General features: G+C 65.0%; 20 protein-coding genes. 1 reads left to right on the plus strand and 19 read right to left on the minus strand.

All coding sequences use genetic code 11. The annotated features are described in order from the left end of the window. Positions 1-29: 29 nt before the first annotated feature. The 17 genes from rpsQ to fusA all read right to left on the minus strand — a co-directional run bounded on the left by rpsQ (position 30) and on the right by fusA (position 16228). Positions 30-308, minus strand: a complete 279-nt coding sequence (gene rpsQ / locus ACE37B_RS21755; protein WP_409925444.1) for a 30S ribosomal protein S17 — start codon at positions 306-308, stop codon at positions 30-32. Continuing rightward, complete coding sequence (rpmC, locus tag ACE37B_RS21760) at positions 308-523, minus strand: 50S ribosomal protein L29 (RefSeq protein ID WP_409925445.1); 216 nt, start codon at positions 521-523, stop codon at positions 308-310. Before rpmC ends, rpsQ begins: the two co-directional genes overlap by 1 nt. 55 nt (positions 524-578) lie before the next feature. Continuing rightward, entirely contained in the window at positions 579-995 is a 417-nt protein-coding gene (gene rplP / locus ACE37B_RS21765) for a 50S ribosomal protein L16 (protein WP_409925446.1), read from the minus strand. A gap of 14 nt (positions 996-1009) precedes the next feature. Beyond that, positions 1010-1900, minus strand: coding sequence for a 30S ribosomal protein S3 (rpsC, locus tag ACE37B_RS21770; protein ID WP_409925447.1), 891 nt, complete (start codon positions 1898-1900; stop codon positions 1010-1012). Continuing rightward, positions 1900-2787 carry a 50S ribosomal protein L22 gene (rplV, locus tag ACE37B_RS21775; protein ID WP_409925448.1) on the minus strand — a complete coding sequence of 296 codons (888 nt, stop codon included), beginning with the start codon at positions 2785-2787 and terminating at the stop codon, positions 1900-1902. Before rplV ends, rpsC begins: the two co-directional genes overlap by 1 nt. Continuing rightward, a complete protein-coding gene (gene rpsS / locus ACE37B_RS21780) occupies positions 2787-3065 on the minus strand; it encodes a 30S ribosomal protein S19 (protein ID WP_409925449.1) in 279 nt (92 codons plus the stop codon). The genes rplV and rpsS overlap by 1 nt, the downstream gene beginning before the upstream one ends. Before the next feature lie 32 nt (positions 3066-3097). After that, positions 3098-3937: a 50S ribosomal protein L2 gene (gene rplB, locus ACE37B_RS21785; RefSeq protein ID WP_409925450.1), complete on the minus strand. Its 840-nt coding sequence runs from the start codon at positions 3935-3937 to the stop codon at positions 3098-3100. Positions 3938-3959: 22 nt separating this feature from the next. Beyond that, positions 3960-4247, minus strand: coding sequence for a 50S ribosomal protein L23 (gene rplW, locus ACE37B_RS21790; RefSeq protein ID WP_409925451.1), 288 nt, complete (start codon positions 4245-4247; stop codon positions 3960-3962). Continuing rightward, complete coding sequence (rplD, locus tag ACE37B_RS21795) at positions 4247-5194, minus strand: 50S ribosomal protein L4 (RefSeq protein ID WP_409925452.1); 948 nt, start codon at positions 5192-5194, stop codon at positions 4247-4249. Before rplD ends, rplW begins: the two co-directional genes overlap by 1 nt. 2 nt (positions 5195-5196) lie before the next feature. Next, positions 5197-6090 carry a 50S ribosomal protein L3 gene (rplC, locus tag ACE37B_RS21800; RefSeq protein ID WP_409925453.1) on the minus strand — a complete coding sequence of 298 codons (894 nt, stop codon included), beginning with the start codon at positions 6088-6090 and terminating at the stop codon, positions 5197-5199. Positions 6091-6221: 131 nt separating this feature from the next. Beyond that, a complete protein-coding gene (locus ACE37B_RS21805) occupies positions 6222-7871 on the minus strand; it encodes a fused MFS/spermidine synthase (RefSeq protein ID WP_409925454.1) in 1650 nt (549 codons plus the stop codon). A gap of 193 nt (positions 7872-8064) precedes the next feature. Further along, the gene (locus tag ACE37B_RS21810; RefSeq protein WP_409925455.1) at positions 8065-9285 is read right to left on the minus strand and encodes an alpha/beta hydrolase; all 1221 of its coding nucleotides are present in this window, start codon (positions 9283-9285) and stop codon (positions 8065-8067) included. A gap of 354 nt (positions 9286-9639) precedes the next feature. Next, positions 9640-11013, minus strand: a complete 1374-nt coding sequence (locus tag ACE37B_RS21815) for a hypothetical protein (protein WP_409925456.1) — start codon at positions 11011-11013, stop codon at positions 9640-9642. A gap of 145 nt (positions 11014-11158) precedes the next feature. After that, a complete protein-coding gene (locus ACE37B_RS21820; protein ID WP_409925457.1) occupies positions 11159-12289 on the minus strand; it encodes a S1C family serine protease in 1131 nt (376 codons plus the stop codon). A 223-nt stretch (positions 12290-12512) separates the two neighbouring features. After that, complete coding sequence (gene rpsJ, locus ACE37B_RS21825) at positions 12513-12824, minus strand: 30S ribosomal protein S10 (protein ID WP_348478425.1); 312 nt, start codon at positions 12822-12824, stop codon at positions 12513-12515. Positions 12825-12840: 16 nt separating this feature from the next. Next, on the minus strand, positions 12841-14025 hold the full coding sequence (gene tuf, locus ACE37B_RS21830) for an elongation factor Tu (RefSeq protein ID WP_409925458.1): 1185 nt from the start codon (positions 14023-14025) through the stop codon (positions 12841-12843). A 94-nt stretch (positions 14026-14119) separates the two neighbouring features. Next, positions 14120-16228, minus strand: coding sequence for an elongation factor G (gene fusA, locus ACE37B_RS21835; protein ID WP_409925459.1), 2109 nt, complete (start codon positions 16226-16228; stop codon positions 14120-14122). Between the two features lie 270 nt (positions 16229-16498). Between fusA and ACE37B_RS21840 the strand changes: the two genes are divergently transcribed. After that, a complete protein-coding gene (locus ACE37B_RS21840; protein ID WP_409925460.1) occupies positions 16499-17704 on the plus strand; it encodes an amidohydrolase family protein in 1206 nt (401 codons plus the stop codon). A 10-nt stretch (positions 17705-17714) separates the two neighbouring features. Here ACE37B_RS21840 and ACE37B_RS21845 read toward each other — a convergent pair whose 3' ends face one another. Together ACE37B_RS21845 and ACE37B_RS21850 are read right to left on the minus strand one after the other, a co-directional pair. Continuing rightward, a complete protein-coding gene (locus tag ACE37B_RS21845; protein ID WP_409925461.1) occupies positions 17715-18326 on the minus strand; it encodes a DJ-1/PfpI family protein in 612 nt (203 codons plus the stop codon). Positions 18327-18336: 10 nt separating this feature from the next. Then, entirely contained in the window at positions 18337-18777 is a 441-nt protein-coding gene (locus ACE37B_RS21850; protein ID WP_409925462.1) for a CBS domain-containing protein, read from the minus strand. Between the last annotated feature and the right edge of the window lie 55 nt (positions 18778-18832).

Consider the following 18832-nt stretch of genomic DNA (forward strand, 5'->3'; position numbering starts at 1 on the left):
TGATACCTCGAACTTCTCGCTACACATGCTCACTTGGCGCGTTCCAGCACGTCGGTGATGCGCCAGCGCTTGGTCTTGCTGAGCGGACGGGTCTCCATCACGCGAACCTTGTCGCCGATGTTGACGTCGTTGTTCTCGTCGTGAGCGTGCAGCTTGGTGGTCTGCAAGATCATCTTGTTGTACTTCGCGTGCGGAACACGCGACACGATCGCCACCACGGCGGTCTTGTCCATCTTGTTCGACACCACGGTGCCTTCACGGACCTTGCGAGCAGCCCGCTCGCTGGTGGCTTCGGTTGCTTCAGTCATCACTGTCCTGCCTCGGCTGCCGCGATTTCCTTGTCGCGGATGAGCGTGTTGATGCGGGCGATCTGCTTGCGAACCTTGCCGATCTCGGCGGTGTTCTCCAGCTGTCCCGTTGCGTTGCGGAAGCGCAGGTTGAGCGCTTCCTGCTTGGTGGCCTTCAACTCGTCGACGAGTTCACCCATCGACAGGTCGGCCAGGTCGTTCTTCTTGCCGGCCATCAGACGATCTCCATCTCTCTCGTGGCCACCTGGACCTCACACGTGAACAACGCCATCAGACGATTTCCTCTCGCGTGATGATGCGGGCCTTGATCGGGAGCTTCTGGATCGCCTTGTTGAGGGCGATGCGCGCCGTGTCCTCGTCGGGGAACGACAGCTCGAAGAGCGTGCGACCCGGCTTGACGACGGCGACCCAGAACTCGGGGTTGCCCTTGCCGGAACCCATGCGGGTCTCGGCCGGCTTCTTCGTGACCGGCTTGTCCGGGAAGACGTTGATCCAGACCTTGCCACCACGCTTGATGGCTCGGGTCATGGCGATACGAGCGGCTTCGATCTGGCGAGCGGTCAGCCAGCCGGGCTCGAGTGCCTGAATGCCGTACTCACCGAAGCTGAGGCCGGAGCCTCCCTTCGTCAGACCGCGGGTGCGACCACGATGGTGCTTACGGTGGGCGACTTTGCGGGGCATCAACATGTCGTGTCTGCCTTTCAGTCCTCGCCGCTCGCCGGCGACGTGTCGGTGGTCTCGCCGGCAGCGGTGCGCTGGGCGATCGTTTCTTCTTCGACGAGCAACTTCTCCAGCTCGGGATCGGCTGCCGAGACGAGCGGCTGCGGCGCTGCCGGAGCGGCCTCGGCGACCGGACGGCTCGACGACACGACCTTGCGCGGCGCATCAGCGGTGGTCTGGCCGGAGGTCTCACCGACCGCCATGGCAGCTTCACGCTGGATCTTGTCGTCGTTGGCCTTCTTGTACGGGGTGATGTCGCCCTTGTAGAGCCACACCTTGACGCCGACGCGACCGGAGGTGGTCTTGGCTTCACGCATGCCGTAGTCGATGTCGGCACGCAGCGTGTGCAGCGGCACTCGACCTTCGCGGTACCACTCGGTGCGGCTCATCTCGGCACCACCCAAGCGACCCGAGCACTGCACCCGAATGCCGAGGGCACCGGCGCGCTGCGCATTCTGGACGGCGCGCTTCATCGCACGGCGGAAAGCGATGCGGTTGACGAGCTGGTCGGCCACACCCTGTGCGATCAACGCTGCATCGAGCTCGGGCGCCTTGATCTCGACGATGTTGAGCTGGATCTTCGGGTTGCCGGTGATCTCGGTGATGGCCTTACGAAGCTCATCGGCCTGCGCACCCCGACGACCGATCACGATGCCCGGACGGGCAGTGTGCACGTCGACACGAAGCTTGTCACGAGTGCGCTCGATCTCGATTCGCGAGATCGCGGCAGACTCCAGCAGGTCCATGATGTGATCACGGATCTTCCAGTCCTCGGTGAGGTAGTCCTTGTACTCGCGCTCAGAGAACCACCGCGACTTCCAGTCGGTGGTGATTCCCAGTCGGAACCCGTACGGATTGATCTTCTGACCCATCAGCTCTCCTCCGCCTCGTCAGCGGCGACGTTGTCTTCAGTGGTGGTCGACTCGGTGTCAGCCGCTTCTTCCTTTTTCGCGCCCGGCTTGCTGAAACCGGCAGCTTCGGCGGATTCGACGGAGTCGAACCACACTTCGGCCTTCGTGGCGGCGTAGTACCGCGACTCGGGCTCGTGGTAGAGCATCGACTGTGCGTTGCCCTTGATCGAAAAGCCCTCGGGGGCCTCGTCGACGTCGTCGAGCGGCGCATGCGAGCCCTCGCCGTGCGGCGACGCGTCGACGGCATTGACCTCACCGTCACTGTCGGCGTCGCCGGCTGCATACTCAGCGGCCGCATCGGCGTCGAGCGTGTCGGCGTCGGTCGAGTCGGACTCGGTGGCGGCGTCCTTGGCCTGCGACCGGGCGACCCGAGCCGCACGGCTCGAGGCGGGGCGCTTCGGACGGCCGCTTGCGGCGGATCCACCCTGACGCTCCTGACGAGCCTGGACGATGGCGATGCGATCATCGCTCATTCGAGCCACGACGATCGTGATGTGGCACGTCCGCTTGTTGATGCGCGTGGCACGTCCACGGGCACGCGGACGGAACCGGCGCAACGTCGGGCCTTCGTCGGCGAAGCAGGCGATGACGAACAACTCGCTCGCGTCTTGGCCGTCGTTGTTGATCGCGTTGGCAACTGCGCTGGCGAGCACCTTGCGAACATCGTGGGCGATGTGGCGATCGGTGAAACGCAGGACTTCGTCAGCAGACGTGACGTCGAGGCCACGGATGAGATCCAGGACGGCACGCGCCTTGGACGCCGACGAGCGGACGTACTTGGCCTGGGCCTTGGTGCCGGAGCGTTCGCCGGCGACGAACGACTTCTCGTTGAGCTTGGGACCGGTCATCAGCGCCTCGCGTTCTTTTCCATACCGGCGTGGTACTTGAAGGTGCGGGTCGGGCTGAACTCGCCGAGCTTGTGGCCGACCATCGACTCGGTCACGTAGACCGGGACGTGCTTGCGTCCGTCATGCACCGCGAGGGTGTGACCGACCATGTCGGGGATGATGGTGGAGCGACGCGACCAGGTCTTGATGACCTTGCGCTCGCCGACTGCGTTCTGTGCGTCGATCTTCTTGAGCAGATGATCGTCGACGAACGGGCCTTTTTTGAGACTGCGTGCCATGAGTGTTTCCTCTTTACCTGCGAGCAATCGCCTCAGCGACGCCCGCCCTTTCCGGTGCGACGACGGCGGACGATGAGCTGCTGCGAGCCCTTCTTCTTGTTGCGAGTGCGGCTCTCGGGCTTGCCCCACGGGGACACGGCCGGGCGGCCACCAGAGGTACGGCCTTCGCCACCACCGAGCGGGTGGTCGACGGGGTTCATCGCCACACCACGGGTCTGTGGGCGCTTGCCCTTCCAGCGGTTGCGGCCAGCCTTGCCGATCTTGATCAGTTCGTGCTCGGAGTTGCCGACTTCACCGACGGTCGCGCGACAGTCGATCAACACACGGCGCATTTCGGTCGACGGGAGGCGCAGGGTGGCGTAGGCGCCTTCCTTCGCGACCAGACGAACAGCCATGCCGGCCGAGCGACCGATCTTGCCGCCGCCACCTGGGCGCAGTTCGACGTTGTGGACGGTGGTACCGACCGGGATGTAGCGCAGCGGAAGCGCACAACCCGGCTTGATGTCGGCGCCCTGGCCCGACGAGATGCGATCGCCGACGTTGAGACCCTTCGGCGCCAGGATGTACGCCTTCTCACCGTCGAGGTAGTGGAGCAGCGCGATCCGGCAGGTGCGGTTCGGGTCGTACTCGATGGCGGCGACCTTGGCCACGACGCCATCTTTCACACGACGGAAGTCGATGATGCGGTACTGCTGCTTGTGACCGCCGCCGCGGTGGCGGGAGGTCTTGCGCCCGTAGGCGTTGCGGCCGCCGGACTTCGACTTCTTGGCGAGCAGCGACTTCTCGGGCGAGGACTTGGTGATCTCGCTGAAGTCGTGACTCGTCTGGAAGCGACGGCCGGGGCTGGTGGGCTTGCGTGAACGAATGGCCATGATCGGTGATTCCTTCCCTGGCTCAGTTCTCGAACAACGGGATCTCGCCCGCTGCCAGGGTGACGATGGCCCGCTTGGTGTCGGACTTCTTGCCGACGCGGTTGGTGCCCCGGGTGCGCTTGCGCTTGCCGACACGGTTGAGCGTGTTGACCTTGAGCACTTCGACGCCCCAGATCGACTCGACGGCGTCGCGGATCTCCGGCTTGCTCGCCGAGGTGTGCACCTGGAACGTGTACACGCCGGACTCGATGAGCGAGTAGCTCTTCTCCGAGACGATCGGCGCGATGATGATGTCGCGAGGATCCTTCATCAGGCGTCCTCCCCTTCGGTGTCGGCAGCGGAATCGTCCGCTGCGTCGTCGGACTCTGACTTCTGGCTGCCCGGCTTGCTGAATCCAGCGGCTTCGGCGGCGTCTTCGCTGGCGAACCACACTTCGGCGATCGTCTGCTTGTAGAAGCGGCTGCCGGGAACGTGGTAGAGCATCGAATCGGCGTTGCCCTTGATCGGGAAGCCAGCCGGTTCGGAGCCATCGTCGAGCGCAGCGTGGCTACCCGCGCCGTGAGGCCCTTCGTGATCGGCGGCATCGGCAGCGAGTTCCGCGGCCGCAGCGTTCTTCGGGGCCGGCGTCGGGCTCGAGTCACCGAGGGCGGTGCCGGTCGGCAGCGTCGCCTTGGTGAACACGATCCAGTCACAGCACAAGATGTCGTAGGCGTTGAGCTCGCTGGCCTTGATCACCTGCACGGTCGGCAGGTTGCGGAAGCTCATGTAGGCGGCATCGTCGTCGGCGCCGAGCACGACGAGCACCTGGCCGTCGAGCTGCAATGCGTCGAGCGCCTGCTTGGCGGTCTTGGTCTTCGGGGTGTCGATGCCCCAACTGTCGACCACCACGACCTTGCCTTCGGCTGCACGATCGGACAGCGCCGATCGCGTCGCCAGCTTGATCATCTTCTTGGGGGTCTTCTGGTCGTACTTGCGGGGCTTCGGGCCGAGCGCCACGCCACCGCCGGTGAAGTGCGGTGCACGGATCGAGCCCTGGCGAGCGTTGCCGGTGCCCTTCTGGCGGAACGGCTTGGCGCCACCACCACGCACGTCGGCGCGGGTCTTGGTGCTCTGCGTGCCCGCACGACGTGCGGCGAGTTGGGCGGTGACGACCTGGTGCATCACCGGAACGTTCGGCACGAGGCCGAAGACGTCATCGTCGAGTTCGACGGTGCCGGCGTCGGTGCCGCTGGCGGACTTCATCGTGAGCGTTGCCATGATCAGGCTCCCTTTCCGGCCATCTTCACGGCGCTGCGCACGGTGACGACACCGCCGGCAGGGCCAGGAACGGCACCCTTGATGAGCAACACGTTGCGCTCGACGTCGGCTTCGACGACCTCGAGGTTCTGCGTGGTGACCTGCTCGTGACCCATGTGACCTGCCATCTTCATGCCCTTGAAGACACGAGCCGGGAAGGCGCACTGGCCGATCGAGCCGGGCTTGCGGTGGTTCTTGTGGGCGCCGTGCGAGGCTGGCGCGCCCTTGAAGTTGTGGCGCTTCATGACACCGGCGAAGCCCTTACCGCGGCTGGTGCCGGTGACGTCGACCCGGCTACCGACGGGGATCTGCTCCACCGTCAGTTCCTGACCGACCTCGAGCCCATCGACGGAGTCGAGACGGAGTTCGATGAGCCGCTTGCCCGGCGCGACGCCGGCCTTGGCGAAGTGACCGGCCTGAGGCTGGTTCAGCTTCTTCGGGTCCTTGTTGCCATAGGTGACCTGGATGGCGGTGTAGCCATCACGCTCGTTCGTCTTGATCTGAACGATGCGCATCGGGTCGACCTTGACGACAGTGACGGGTACGACTTTGTCGTCGACCCACTTCTGTGTCATGCCGACTTTTTCGCCGACGATCGCTTGCTGTGCCATGTGGCGCTTTTCCTTCTCGTTGTCCAAACCCATCCTCCGGAAAAGAGGGGGCTCTCCACGTAAAAGCTCCGTTGCACGAGGTATTGCGACGTGCAGACGGAGCTGAAGAACTCGGTTTGCCGGCTGGTTCCGTTCCCAATCGATGCGGGAGGCCTTGCCGGACGTCAGTTTGCGGGATGTAGTGGTGGTCGAAACGCCTTCCGGCCACGGCCATGCAATGCTACGGAAACACAACGACGCTTCCAACCCGCGTGGTGTCCTCGTTCGTCGCCGCCCGAGGTGACTCACGCCACAGATGGCAGCGGCCGCGGGAACACGATGGTCGGGCTTCGCTCCCGGGCCCATTCCCACACGGAGACAGGCGCCGAAGCAGGTCCTCAGCCAGCCCGCAGCAGCAGTTGATCCACCGGTGCGAAGTCGTCGGTGAGAATCCGTACGCCATCCAGATAGTCGTCGAGCCGGTCAGCGGCCAGCACGTCCCCGTTCACCGTCTCGTCCTGGTCCGTCTCGTCCTGGTCCGTCTCGTCCTGGTCGTCGGCGATCTCCGCTCGTAATCGATCGGCGAGCGCCTCCGCGTCGAGTGGCCGCTGGCTGGCGACGATCACCGAGTTCCCACGACGACCTCTCACGGCGAGCGGACCCCGAACGACCACGACGTGGGCGAACACGTCGCTCACCGTTGCCGCATGGGCTCGGAGGAACTGCTCACCGCCGCCGTCGATCACGTTCACCGCGTAGATCCCGTCGTCGCGGAGCACGGCGTCGATGTCATCGACGAAGTCGCGGGTGGTGAGGTGGAACGGCACGGCTCGCCCGCCGAAGGCATCACCGATGACGACATCGGCGGAATCGTTCGGAAGGTCGCGCAACAAGAGCCGTCCATCGCCGATCACGACATCGATGTCGGCCCCTGAGACGAAGCCCAATCGGTCGACGACGAGGTCGACGAGGTCGCCATCGATCTCGAAGACGACCTGCTCGCTGCCGGGCCTCGTCGCTCGCACATGACGCGGCAGCGTGAGCGCTCCACCACCGAGGTACACGGCATCGATCGCGCGCTCCTCGGCAGGTGTCGTTGTTTGGGCGGCTGCGTCGCTCGACGATGCCCAGAGGTCGATGGCATCGACGAGACGGCGCACGTACCAGAACTCCAGGTGGGTCGGGTCGTCGAGATCGACATAGCTGTGGCGCAGGTCGTCGAGGACCAACGTGCGACCCGACGCCAGCTCCGCATCGGACACGATCGAGACGCAGTAATACGCTGTCTGGGTTTCGCAGGGTGTGCCGACCCCTGCAGCGGTGGCCGTGGTGACTGCCACGACGACGACCGAAGCGAGCAGTTCTCGACGCTGTCGGACGCCGAACGCGAGCTGGAGCGCGATCCCGGCGAGCACCAGGACGAGACCGACCGAGATGATCAGCGTGGTGACGGCGGCGCTCGCGACCAGGACGTAGCCGGTGAAGAACGTCCCGAAGATCGCCCCGGCCGTGCCCCACGCCGACAGGCTGCCGACCGTGGCGCCGGTCGTGGCGAGCTCTCGCAACTGCAACTTGACGACCGCTGGCGGCACGGCGCTCAGCACCGTCGCCGACGGGAGGAACCCGAACGTGGTGAGGAACAGGATCCGCGGGCCGCCCCCGCTGCCGCTCGCCTCTCCGAGGAGTCGCACCACGGGGATCGTGGCGATCGCCAACGCGCCACCGAGGATCAGCAGCGGCGCCAGCAGGCGTCGGGGATCGACTCGGTCGGCCAGGACCCCGCCCGCCCACGCTCCGAGCGCGATCCCGGCGAGGATCACCCCGATGATGCCCGTGAAGGTCTCGAGGCTGACACCGACATACGGTGCGAGCAATCGACCGGCCAGGATCTCGAGGACGAGCACCGCTGCCGACGTGCCCGTGACGAGCGCGATCGCCAGCCACCCCGAGAGCGGCTGGGCGTCCCTGCGACCCGCAGCGCCATCGGACTCGCGGCCGATCGGCTCGGGAGCGGAATCGTCGCGGTCACCCGCGCCGTGTTCGATCACCAGCACGAGGATACGGGGATGCCCGCGATCCGAGATCGAAGCGAGCCGCCGAGCGATGTCGACGGGCATCGGTCATCCGGTGTCGTGGCGACCTCCCCCACGTCGGACCGCGGCGAGGGCGCCGGGGGTTCGTCGGTTCCGATGCGGAGGCAACGGAGGGACGTCCCCCCGGGGCGGATGGAGGCGTGCCGGTTCAGGGGAAACGGGCGGAGAGCCAGTCGGCGACGTGTTGGAGCGCTTCGGGGCGGTCGCCCTCCAGATAGTGGAGCGCCCCCTGCATCTCGATGTAGGTCACGTCCTCCGCTCCCGCAGCATCGACGATCTCCTTGGCCTGCCAGACGCGGATCTCCGTGTCGGCCGTGGGATGGATGAGCAGGGTCGGCACGGTCACGTGCGGCATCGTGTCGGCCAGCTTCGCTCCGCTCGACAAACCCGACCAGGTGCTCAGCCAACCACGTGCGGTCATCGTTCGAGCGAGGCCTCCTCGACCGTAGTTCGCGTCGAAGGGGTCGGGGAATGCGAACAGCGAACCCATCGCACGGTCGTCCGGATCGATCGTCAGGTCGAGATAGGCCGGATCGGCAAGTGTTCGATAGATCGTCAGGTACTTCGTGAACACGGCTCGCCGTCGCAGCTCCCGATAGCCCGTCGGGTCGGCGGCGGGATCGATCGACCGCAGTGCGGGGACCACGGCGCGGGAATCGGCGATCGACGCCTTGGCGATCGCATCGATCCGAGCCACCCGTTCCACCTGCGCTGCACGGTACCGCTCGACCCAGGCCGGATCGTACGAACACGGCTCCGGCCACGGCCGCCAGCCGTTGTCGGGGTGATACATGTCGAGTTCGGGCACCGTCGAGAACGGATCGTGCTCATCGGCGACCGACGGATCGATCACCTGGAGCATGAACACGCCCTCGCCGGGGTGCGCCGCCATGCCGACCCACCCGTCGCCGATGCCGAGTTCCGCGTTCGCCATCGCCATCAACGACCCGCCGCCGGAGTTCCCCAGCAGCACGACCGCCTCGGCGCCGCGTCGGATCATCTCGTCGTGGGCGGTCTTGACGTCGACGATGCACGACTCGTGCAGACAGTCGGTGTCGTTGTTCATGTAGCGGGTCCCGAAGCCGAACACGGCGTACCCGGCAGCGGCGAGCAGCGGGCACGCGTAGTGCACGCTGAAGTCGCCGCGCGGGTGCGACAAGATCACGGCCGTCTTCCAGGGCGTTCCGACGGGCGGCGTCCACAGCACGCCCCGGACGAGCGCCCCATCGGGAGAGACGAGTCGGATTGCCTCGCGCTGCACGGCGACGCCTGGGTCGTCCTCGGGCAACGGCCAGTATCCGAGGCCGAATGGTCGCTGGGCTCCGAGCATTGCGCCGTCCATCCCCGGACCTTTCACCACGTCGTTCATGGCGCAACCGTACGTTCCACAGCCACGGTCCGGAGACCTCGACGTCTCACCGACGAGTTGCCAGCGCCGACGGCTCCATCAGCCCCCTCGACGCGCTGTGTCCTTGCGACGCTCGCAGCGGGAGAGGGGGAGGATCCCGCCACGAGCGTCGAAGGGGGTCGGGTCCGGTCCGACGACGGCGCGGACTCGACGATCAACGTTCACTCGACGGATCAGGGAGAGCAGGTCCCGGGCGGCCGCGAACGTCACGTGCACCGTTGTAGCTCCCCAGGGTGACGAGCAGATGGCCGCCACATGACGAGGATCCGTCGGCCGAACGAACTCTTCGAGGTCAGGGGTCCGGGCATCGGTGACTCAGCGCGGCGCCCGCTCGACCACGGCAATCGATTCGATCAACGTTCGGAACGTGTCGAGTGACGGCGTGGGTGCCCCCGGCTCGATGGCTGCGGCGTCCCAGTGACGCAACCGAAGCGCATCGAGCCAGCCGTCGGCCGCCTCGAACGCGAGCATCTCTGCCACGCTCATCGGCTCACCGGAGAGATCCGTCCTACTCCGCTGCGCTGCACGATCGAACGACGACGGCGCTTCGAGATCGGCAGCAGCCGCGGCCAGATACCGCTGGGCAGCGACGTGCAACCGAATCGGTTGGGTGACGCCGCTGGTGAACCATCGCTCGAGCAACTCGGCACCGCGAACACCATGGTCGAACGAGGCATCATGGTCACTCGACGCGTCATGGTCGAAGGAGGCATCATGGTCGGCTCCGGTACACATCGACCCGGAACCCGCCGACCGCGTGGGCCCTCGGGGATCAGCGCCGATCAGCCGACCGATGTCGTGCAGGAAGGCGGCAACGATCATCGACACGGAAGCACCAGCCGCCATGGCGTGAGCCCCCGCTTGGAGCGCGTGGGAAGCATGATCGACGCCCTGCTGATAGGGCGTCGAGCCGCGCGAGTCGTACAACTGCACGATGGCGTCGGCGACCGCGGCAGCGTTCGTGGGAGCCAACGACATGATCGGCGCCGGTTCGGCACGCGAGGTCGTGGCGGCATCCTGCGGTGTCGGTGGCGTCACCGCACGGATGAGGTGCAACAGGACGAGCCGCGCAGACGAGGTACCGGCACCGTGCCCGATGCGAACCGGCGCCAGCGGATGAATCCAGAGCGGATGAGCGAACGACAGCTCGAGCGGGCGCCAGGCCAATGCCCGCTCAGCGCTCTGCGGCAACAACCCGCCCTCATCGGAAATCAACAGATCCTGGTGACGAGCCGGAGACATCTCGACAGTCCGCGGGTTCGGGTCGGGACTCGCGAGGATCGCACAGGTCGCCAGCAGTTCGAGCGCCTGCGCCTGGTGAACCAACTGCTGCGCAGGCAGCCCGACGACATCGCCCCCGGCGTCGATGACCCGAGCGACGCCGACCTCAGCCTCGTAGCCGGTCAACCGGCGTGCCGTCTCGACCAGCGAGTCCATCAGCCTCGCCAACGACGTGGCCGTCGAGGGTCTGACCGGTCTGTTCGCAAGCCCCACCGAGCGCAACCTGGCAGCCACATCGGAACCGAGGTCGCTGCAGCCGTCGACTCCGCCGCGCAGCATCGGCTCGGCCAGGTCCACGAGTTGGTCGATGCAGTCGGCGTCCACCGGTTGCCGAACGAGGACGAACCCGTCACGCCTCCAACTCGCCACGTCACTGCTGGTTCGCTGACGAACCGACGCGTCCGTCATCGAAACAGCTCACTCGGAAACGTGTCGGCGGGCACCATCAGATCCTGCTCGGACCAACGGTGACCTGTGGCTCATCACGGCGAACGGCAGATGCACACTCGCTGAATTCTCAGCGACGGATCGGGGTGAAAACACCCCGTCAGGGTCAGTTCTCGGGGCGACTGGTGAGTTCGACGTCGAACTCGAGCCCGTTGTCGTCGCGCACGACCGCCACCGTCACTGTGTCGCCGGGCGACTTGTCACGAATCGCTGCGATCAACGCCGCCGAGCCTGCTGTCGTGCTGCCGTCGACCGCGACGATCAGATCGCCGACCATGACGCCGACCGTTTCGGCGGGGGTCCCGGGCTGCACGCCGGACACGATGACGCCTTGGCCTCCATCACGACGATCTTCGAGGCCGATTCCGAGGAATGCCTCTTCACGAACCTCGCCGCGAGCTTCCTCGCGCAACGACTCGATCACCGGCAACGCCTCGCCCACGGAGATCGCGAATCCGACGTTGGTCGCCGTGAAGATCGACGTGTCGCGGGCAACGGCGGTGTTGACGCCGACCACCTCGCCGGCTGCGTTGACGAGCGGTCCGCCCGAGTTGCCCGACGAGATCGCCGCGTCGGTCTGCAGGAGTCCGTTCAAGAAGACGTTCTGTTGGCCGACACTGCGGTCGAGCGCCGAGACGATGCCGAGCGTGACCGACGGATCCCCATCGAGTCCCAGCGCGGCTCCGATTGCGACGACCTGGTCGCCGAGGCGCACACTGCCGGGGTCGGCGAAGCGCACCGGTTCGAAGCCATCGCCCGACATACGAAGGATCGCGAGGTCGTTGCCGACGTCTTCGGCGAGGAGCGTCACCTCTCGCGGCTCGGACTCGCCCGCGAGTCGCACCCGGATTTCGCTTGCTCCGCTGACGACGTGAGAGTTGGTGAGAATCTCGCCGTCTTCGGTGATGATCATGCCGGTGCCGATTCCGACGCCGTTGTCGATGTCGGCCGAGATCGTGACCACCGAGGGCGCGAGGAATTCGGCGACCGAGGCCACGTCGATCCGGCCTTCGAAACCATCGCGAGCGTCGGCGATGTCGACCGGCTGGCTCGACGGGCGCTGTGGTGGCCGATCGAGCCAATCGCTCAGCTCGCTGCCGACCAGCGCACCGAGGAGTCCACCCGTCCACGCGATGCAACCGATGCCGAGCGCCAGCATCCACGAGCGCGTTCGCGATCGTTTGGCCGTCGGCAAGACCGGCGTGGCATCGGGAGGTGGTGGTGGCAGTGCTGCCATGGCCCTGTTCTATCTGCCATCGGATGGTCCTGCGTCGTCAGGCACGTGATCGTTCGTCTCTGTTCACCGACTGCTCGGCGCCGGAGATCAGGCATCAGGGGCCAGGCGTTGGGCTTCGACGCTGCACACGCGCGACACAGATCGGAGGCGTACACGCGACACAGGCGGGCCCGAAAGCCCGCCCGTGTCGTTGATCAGTGCGACGAAGGTGTGCCCTCGCCGATCAGCTCTGGATCTTGATCTCGATGTCGACGCCGGCTGGCAGCTCGATGCGCTGCAGGCTGTCGATGGTCTTGTTGTTCGGGTTCACGATGTCGATGAGGCGCTTGTGTACCCGCATCTCGAAGTGTTCCCGGCTGTCCTTGTCGACGTGCGGGCCACGGATGACCGTGTACCGGTGCTTGTCGGTCGGGAGTGGAATCGGGCCGCGCACGGTGGCGTCGGTCCGGGTGACCGTCTCGACGATCTTCTTCGTCGATTGGTCGATGATCTCGTGGTCGAATGCCTTGAGACGGATACGGATGCTCTGTGCCATGTCAATCAGCTCCGGGTCACTTCAGGATCTTGGTGACGCGGCCAGCACCAACCGTGCGGCCACCCTCACGAATCGCGAAACGCAAACCCTCATCCATCGCGATCGGCTTCCCCAACTCCACCGTCATCTCCACATTGTCACCAGGCATCACCATCTCCGTACCCGACGGCAACTCGATCGTCCCCGTCACATCCGTCGTACGGAAAAAGAACTGCGGACGATAATTGTTGAAGAACGGCTTATGACGACCACCCTCCTCCTTCGTCAAAATGTACACCTGACCCTCGAAATTCGTATGCGGCGTAATCGAACCAGGCTTACACAACACCTGACCCCGCTCCACATCATCTTTCCCAGTACCACGCAACAACGCACCAATATTGTCCCCAGCCTGCCCCTCATCCAGCAACTTCCGGAACATCTCCACACCAGTACACGTCGTCTTCTGCGTATCACGCAACCCAACGATCTCAATCTCATCACCCGTATGAATGATGCCCTGCTCCACCTTGCCCGTCACGACCGTCCCACGACCCGTAATCGTGAACACATCCTCGATCGGCATCAAGAACGGCTTATCCAGATCACGCTCCGGCTCCGGAATCGCCTCATCACACGCAGCCATCAACTCCATGATCTTCTCCTGAGCAGCCTCATCACCCTCAAGAGCCTTCAACGCCGACACATGCACCACCGGCGCATCATCACCAGGGAACTCATACTCCGTCAACAACTCACGAACCTCGAGCTCCACCAGCTCCAACAGCTCCTCATCATCAACCATGTCCGACTTGTTCAACGCACACACGATGTACGGAACACCCACCTGACGAGCCAACAACACATGCTCACGCGTCTGCGGCATCGGACCATCCGTCGCAGCCACCACCAAAATCGCGCCATCAACCTGCGCAGCACCCGTAATCATGTTCTTGATGTAGTCAGCATGACCCGGCATATCAATATGCGCATAATGACGATTCTCCGTCTCATACTCAATATGAGAAATCGAAATCGTAATACCACGCGCCTTCTCCTCCGGCGCCTTGTCAATCCCATCAAAATCCGTGAAATCCGCCAACCCACGCATCGACAACGTCTTCGAAATCGCAGCCGTCAGGGTCGTCTTCCCATGATCGATATGACCCATGGTACCGATGTTCACGTGCGGCTTGTTCCGCTCGAACTTTGCTTTGCTCATTGCACTACTTCTCTCTGTGTCGTGTTGACGTGTCGGCCGCCCGGTATCGGGAGACGCTGGTGGGATTTCAAGGAACCTTGCTCGATGGCAGCGATCACTCGCCGCGCACCCGCTTGATGATCTCTTCGGCGATGTTCGTCGGTACCTCTTGGTACTTGTCGAACTGCATGGTGTAGGTCGCTCGCCCCTGGGTCCGCGAACGGAGGTCGGTACTGTAACCGAACATCTCCGACAGCGGAACCTCGGCGTTGACGACCTGGGTGTTTCCACGGGCTTCCATGCCACCGACGCGGCCGCGGCGGCTGGAGAGGTCGCCCATCACATCGCCCATGTAGTCCTCGGGGGTCACGACTTCGACGGCCATGATCGGCTCCATCAGCACGGGCTTGGCCATCTCGGCAGCCTTGCGGAATGCCTGCTGGCCGGCCAGCTTGAAGGCCATTTCTGACGAGTCCACGTCGTGGTACTGACCATCGACGAGTTGCACCTTGACGTCGACGGTGGTGTAGCCGGCGAGCACGCCGTTGTCCATCGCCGCTTCGAGGCCCTGCGCGGTCGGGTTGATGTACTCCTTGGGGATCTTGCCGCCGGTGATCTTGTCTTCGAACTCGAAGCCGCCACCCGGGTTGGGCAACATGTTGATCTTCACGACGGCGAACTGACCCGAGCCACCCGACTGCTTGATGTGGCGGTACTCGACGCTGGTGACTTCCTTGGTGATCGTCTCGCGATACGCGACCTGGGGCTTGCCCACGGTGGCTTCGACGCCGAACTCACGCTGCATGCGGTCGACGAGCACTTCGAGGTGCAACTCGCCCATGCCCGAGATGACGGTCTGGCCGGTCTCGTGGTCGGTGCGGATGCGGAACGTCGGGTCCTCGTCGGAGAGCGACTTGAGCGCCTTGCCCAGCTTCTCCTGGTCGGACTTCGTCTTCGGCTCGATCGCCACGTGGATGACCGGCTCCGGGAACTCCATGCGTTCGAGGATCACCGGGTTGTCGCGGTCACACAACGTGTCACCGGTGGTGACGTTCTTGAAGCCGAGACCGGCGACGATGTCTCCGGCCATGGCGACGTCGAGGTCTTCGCGCTGGTTGGCGTGCATCAGCAGGATGCGACCGAGGCGCTCGCGGTCTTCCTTGACCGAGTTGTAGACCTCTTCGCCCTTGCTGATCTCGCCGGAGTACACGCGGAAGTAGGTGAGCTTGCCGAAGGGGTCGGCGACGATCTTGAACGCCAGCGCAGCGAACTCGGAGTCTTCCGGCCCGCGGGTCACGTCGATCTCCTCGCCACCCTTGGTGACGATGCCGTGCGCGGGCTCGATGTCGAGCGGGCTCGGGAGGAAGTCGATGACGGCATCGAGCATCGGCTGGACGCCCTTGTTCTTGAACGCCGAGCCACACAGGATCGGCACGAACTCGTTGGCGAGGGTGCCCTTGCGGATCGCTGCCTTGATCGCGTCTTCGGAGAGCTCTTCGCCGCCGAGGTAGGCGTCCATCAGGGCTTCGTCCTGGGTGGCGATGGTCTCGAGCAGCTCCTCGCGGTACTCGTTGGCCTGGTCGACCATGTCGGCCGGGATGTCTTCGATGTCGTACTTCGCGCCGAGGTCCTTCTCGTCGACATCGCGCCAGACGAGCGCCTTCATCCGCACCAGGTCGACGAGGCCCTCGAAGGCCTTGACGGCCTCGGGGCCGCCGGCGCCGATCGGGAGTTGCACGACGAGGGCGTTGGCCTGCAGACGGTCCTTGACCATCTCGACGGTGCGGTAGAAGTCGGCACCGATGCGGTCCATCTTGTTGACGAAGCACATGCGCGGGACGTTGTACTTGTTGGCCTGACGCCAGACGGTCTCGGTCTGTGGCTCGACGCCAGCGACCGAGTCAAACACCGTCACGGCACCGTCGAGGACGCGCAGCGAGCGCTCGACCTCGATGGTGAAGTCGACGTGGCCGGGGGTGTCGATGATGTTGATGCGGTTGTTGTTCCACACGCACGTGGTCGCAGCAGACGTGATCGTGATGCCGCGCTCCTGCTCCTGGGCCATGTGGTCCATGGTCGCCGCGCCGTCGTGAACTTCGCCGATCTTGTAGCTCTTGCCCGTGTAGAAGAGGATGCGCTCGGTCGTGGTGGTCTTACCGGCATCGATGTGCGCCATGATCCCGATGTTCCGGGTGCGCTCCAGGGGAAACTCTCGCTTGGCCATACTTCTCACTACTTCCGCTACGTCTCGGACTCTCAAGGGGCTACTGATCCGGGCAATCCGGGTCTCGTCGTGCCGGTGCGACTTCGCACGAGCACGGCGTTCGAGTGTACCGGCGGTTTGCTCACCGCAACGCTGGTCGATGGGTGTTTACGTCACGTACACCACCGTCTGGTCGATCGCCGACGACCTGGGAGATCGTCGCTGCGATCGTCGCCATGCCCGTCGTGGTCCGACTCCGATCACGACCCCGGTGTGCGACAGCATGGAGAGATGACGACGACGTTCATCGAGTCACGCAAACCGCTGCACGAGACGCACCGCATCGAGGTCGACGGGGCGGTCGACGCCGACGGTCACATCCTGGAGCCGCCGACGTTGTGGGAGGACTACATCGATCCGAAGTTTCGCGACCGCGCCCTGCGCATCGTCGTCGACGAGCACGGCCTCGAGGAACTCGAGATCGACGGTCGCCGATCGCAGATGAGCCGGCGCGGATTCCCCTCGACGCTCGGCGCGATGGGAGATCCCGATCTCGCAGCGATGCAGAAGGACCCCGAACGCACCTACCTGGCCGAAGCGCCGTACGGGACGATGCACGCGGGCGAACGACTGGAGATGCTCGACGCGGAGAACATCGACATCGCGATCCTCTATACGACGGTGGGGCTCTTGTGGGAGGCTGAGGTCACCGACCCCGAACTCGCCCAGGCCTACACGAAGGCCTACAACCGATGGATCACCGAGTTCTGCGCCGATTCCCCGCGGCTCGTGCCGACGGCGCACATCTCGCTGAGCGATCCGGTCGCCGCGGCGCTCGAACTCGAGCGGGCCGTCGATGACGGGGCGAAAGGCGCCTACGTGTGCCCGTTCACCCACGCCGGACTCCCGCTCGGACACCCGGATCACGACCCGGTGTTCGCTGCGGCGCAGGATCTCGGCGTACCGTTCGCCATCCACCCGACCTTCGAGCCGCAGTGGACGAAGGGCACCCGGATGGGCGACTGGCAACACGTCAAACAACTCCGCCTGCTGGCGTCGGTCCAGGCGTCGGATGGCGTGCGCCATCAGTTCACGACCCTGTTCGACTACGGCGTGTTCGACAAGTTCCCGGACCTCAAGGTGCTGGTGCTCGAATCCGGAGGCGGATGGATCGGCTACTGGCTCGACCGCATGGATGCGGTGTACGGCCACACGTTCATCGGTGAACGCGTGCCACTCGAACACAAGCCGAGCGACTACTTCCGCGAACGGATCTGGATCAGTTGCGACCCCGACGAACGCACGATCCCGGCACTCGCCGAGCGCTACGGCGTCGACCGGTTCCTCTGGGCGTCGGACTTCCCCCACGCCGACCACACGCCCGAGTACGTGCACGACCTCAACGAACTGGTCGCTGCGTTCCCGCAAGCCGACCGCCGAGCCTTCATCGGCGACAATGCGCGGGCGCTGTTCGATCTCCCCGCCGGTCGCGCCTGAGACCCGCTGTTCACGGCTGCCACTGTGACCACTGCGCACGCTCGACCAACTCGTCGATGGTCGACGCCGCGGCGAGCGCACCCGAGGCCGTGACCACGCGCCCCATGTCGTCCGCAGCGATGCGAGTGGTCTCGACCACTGCGCCGAGCGCCGCCAAGTCGTCTTCGGCCAACCAGTGGCCGGTTGCGTGTTTGCCGGTCAGGCGACCCACCGACGCGAGGAGCAGGCTCCCCGTCGAGATCGCGAGGATGCCACGAGCATCTCGCGCCGCCATCCGGAGCCACGAGCGCACGGCGTCGTCGTCGAGCACCCGCTTCCAGCCGAGTCCGCCCGGCACCACGAGGTAGTCGACCGTCGGTGCTGTCGACGGATCACAGCCCGCCACCACCGACCGGGCCGGTTCCACGCCGTGCACCGGCCCGACCTCTGCGCCCACCAAGACCACGGTCGCACCCAAGCGTTCTGCGAGCCGCGTGACGGGAACGTCGACCTCAGCGCTCGACACCCCGCGATACACCAGCACCGCGACCACGAGAGCGTCGCTGCCACCGTCGACCCCACGGATCGGGTCGAGTTCCCACGCCTTGCGGACGGGAATCGCACGACGCCACGGACCTCTCACACGTTCAGGTCTACTGGACGTTGCCCTGGATGTAGTTGTGAAGCTGATCGTTCTCCCGCTCGAGTTCGCCCAGACGGAACTTGACGACGTCGCCGATCGAGATCATGCCGGCGACCTGTCCGGATGCGTCGACCACCGGAAGGTGTCGGATCCGCCGCTCGGTCATCATCGACATCAGCGCGTCGATCGTGTCCGACACCGTGCAGGTGAGCACGTTGCCCGACATGCAACTCGACACCGACCGGCCCAACGTCGACGCACCGTGTGCAGCGAGCGCCCGAACGATGTCTCGCTCGGAGATGATGCCGTCGATCGTGGAGCCCGATGCGCTCACGACGAGCGCTCCGAACCCGCGATCGCGAAGTGTCGCCGTGGCTTCGGCCAACGACGCGGTCGGCGAGATCGTTGCGACCTGCGTCCCCTTGACCGACAAGATGGATTGAACGTTCATCTCTGATCCCCTCGTGCGTGATTCCCCGTTGCTCACGGTAGCCCACCGGCAACAG

The organism is Ilumatobacter sp. (assembly GCF_046290335.1).
Taxonomy (GTDB): Bacteria; Actinomycetota; Acidimicrobiia; order Acidimicrobiales; family Ilumatobacteraceae; genus Ilumatobacter_A.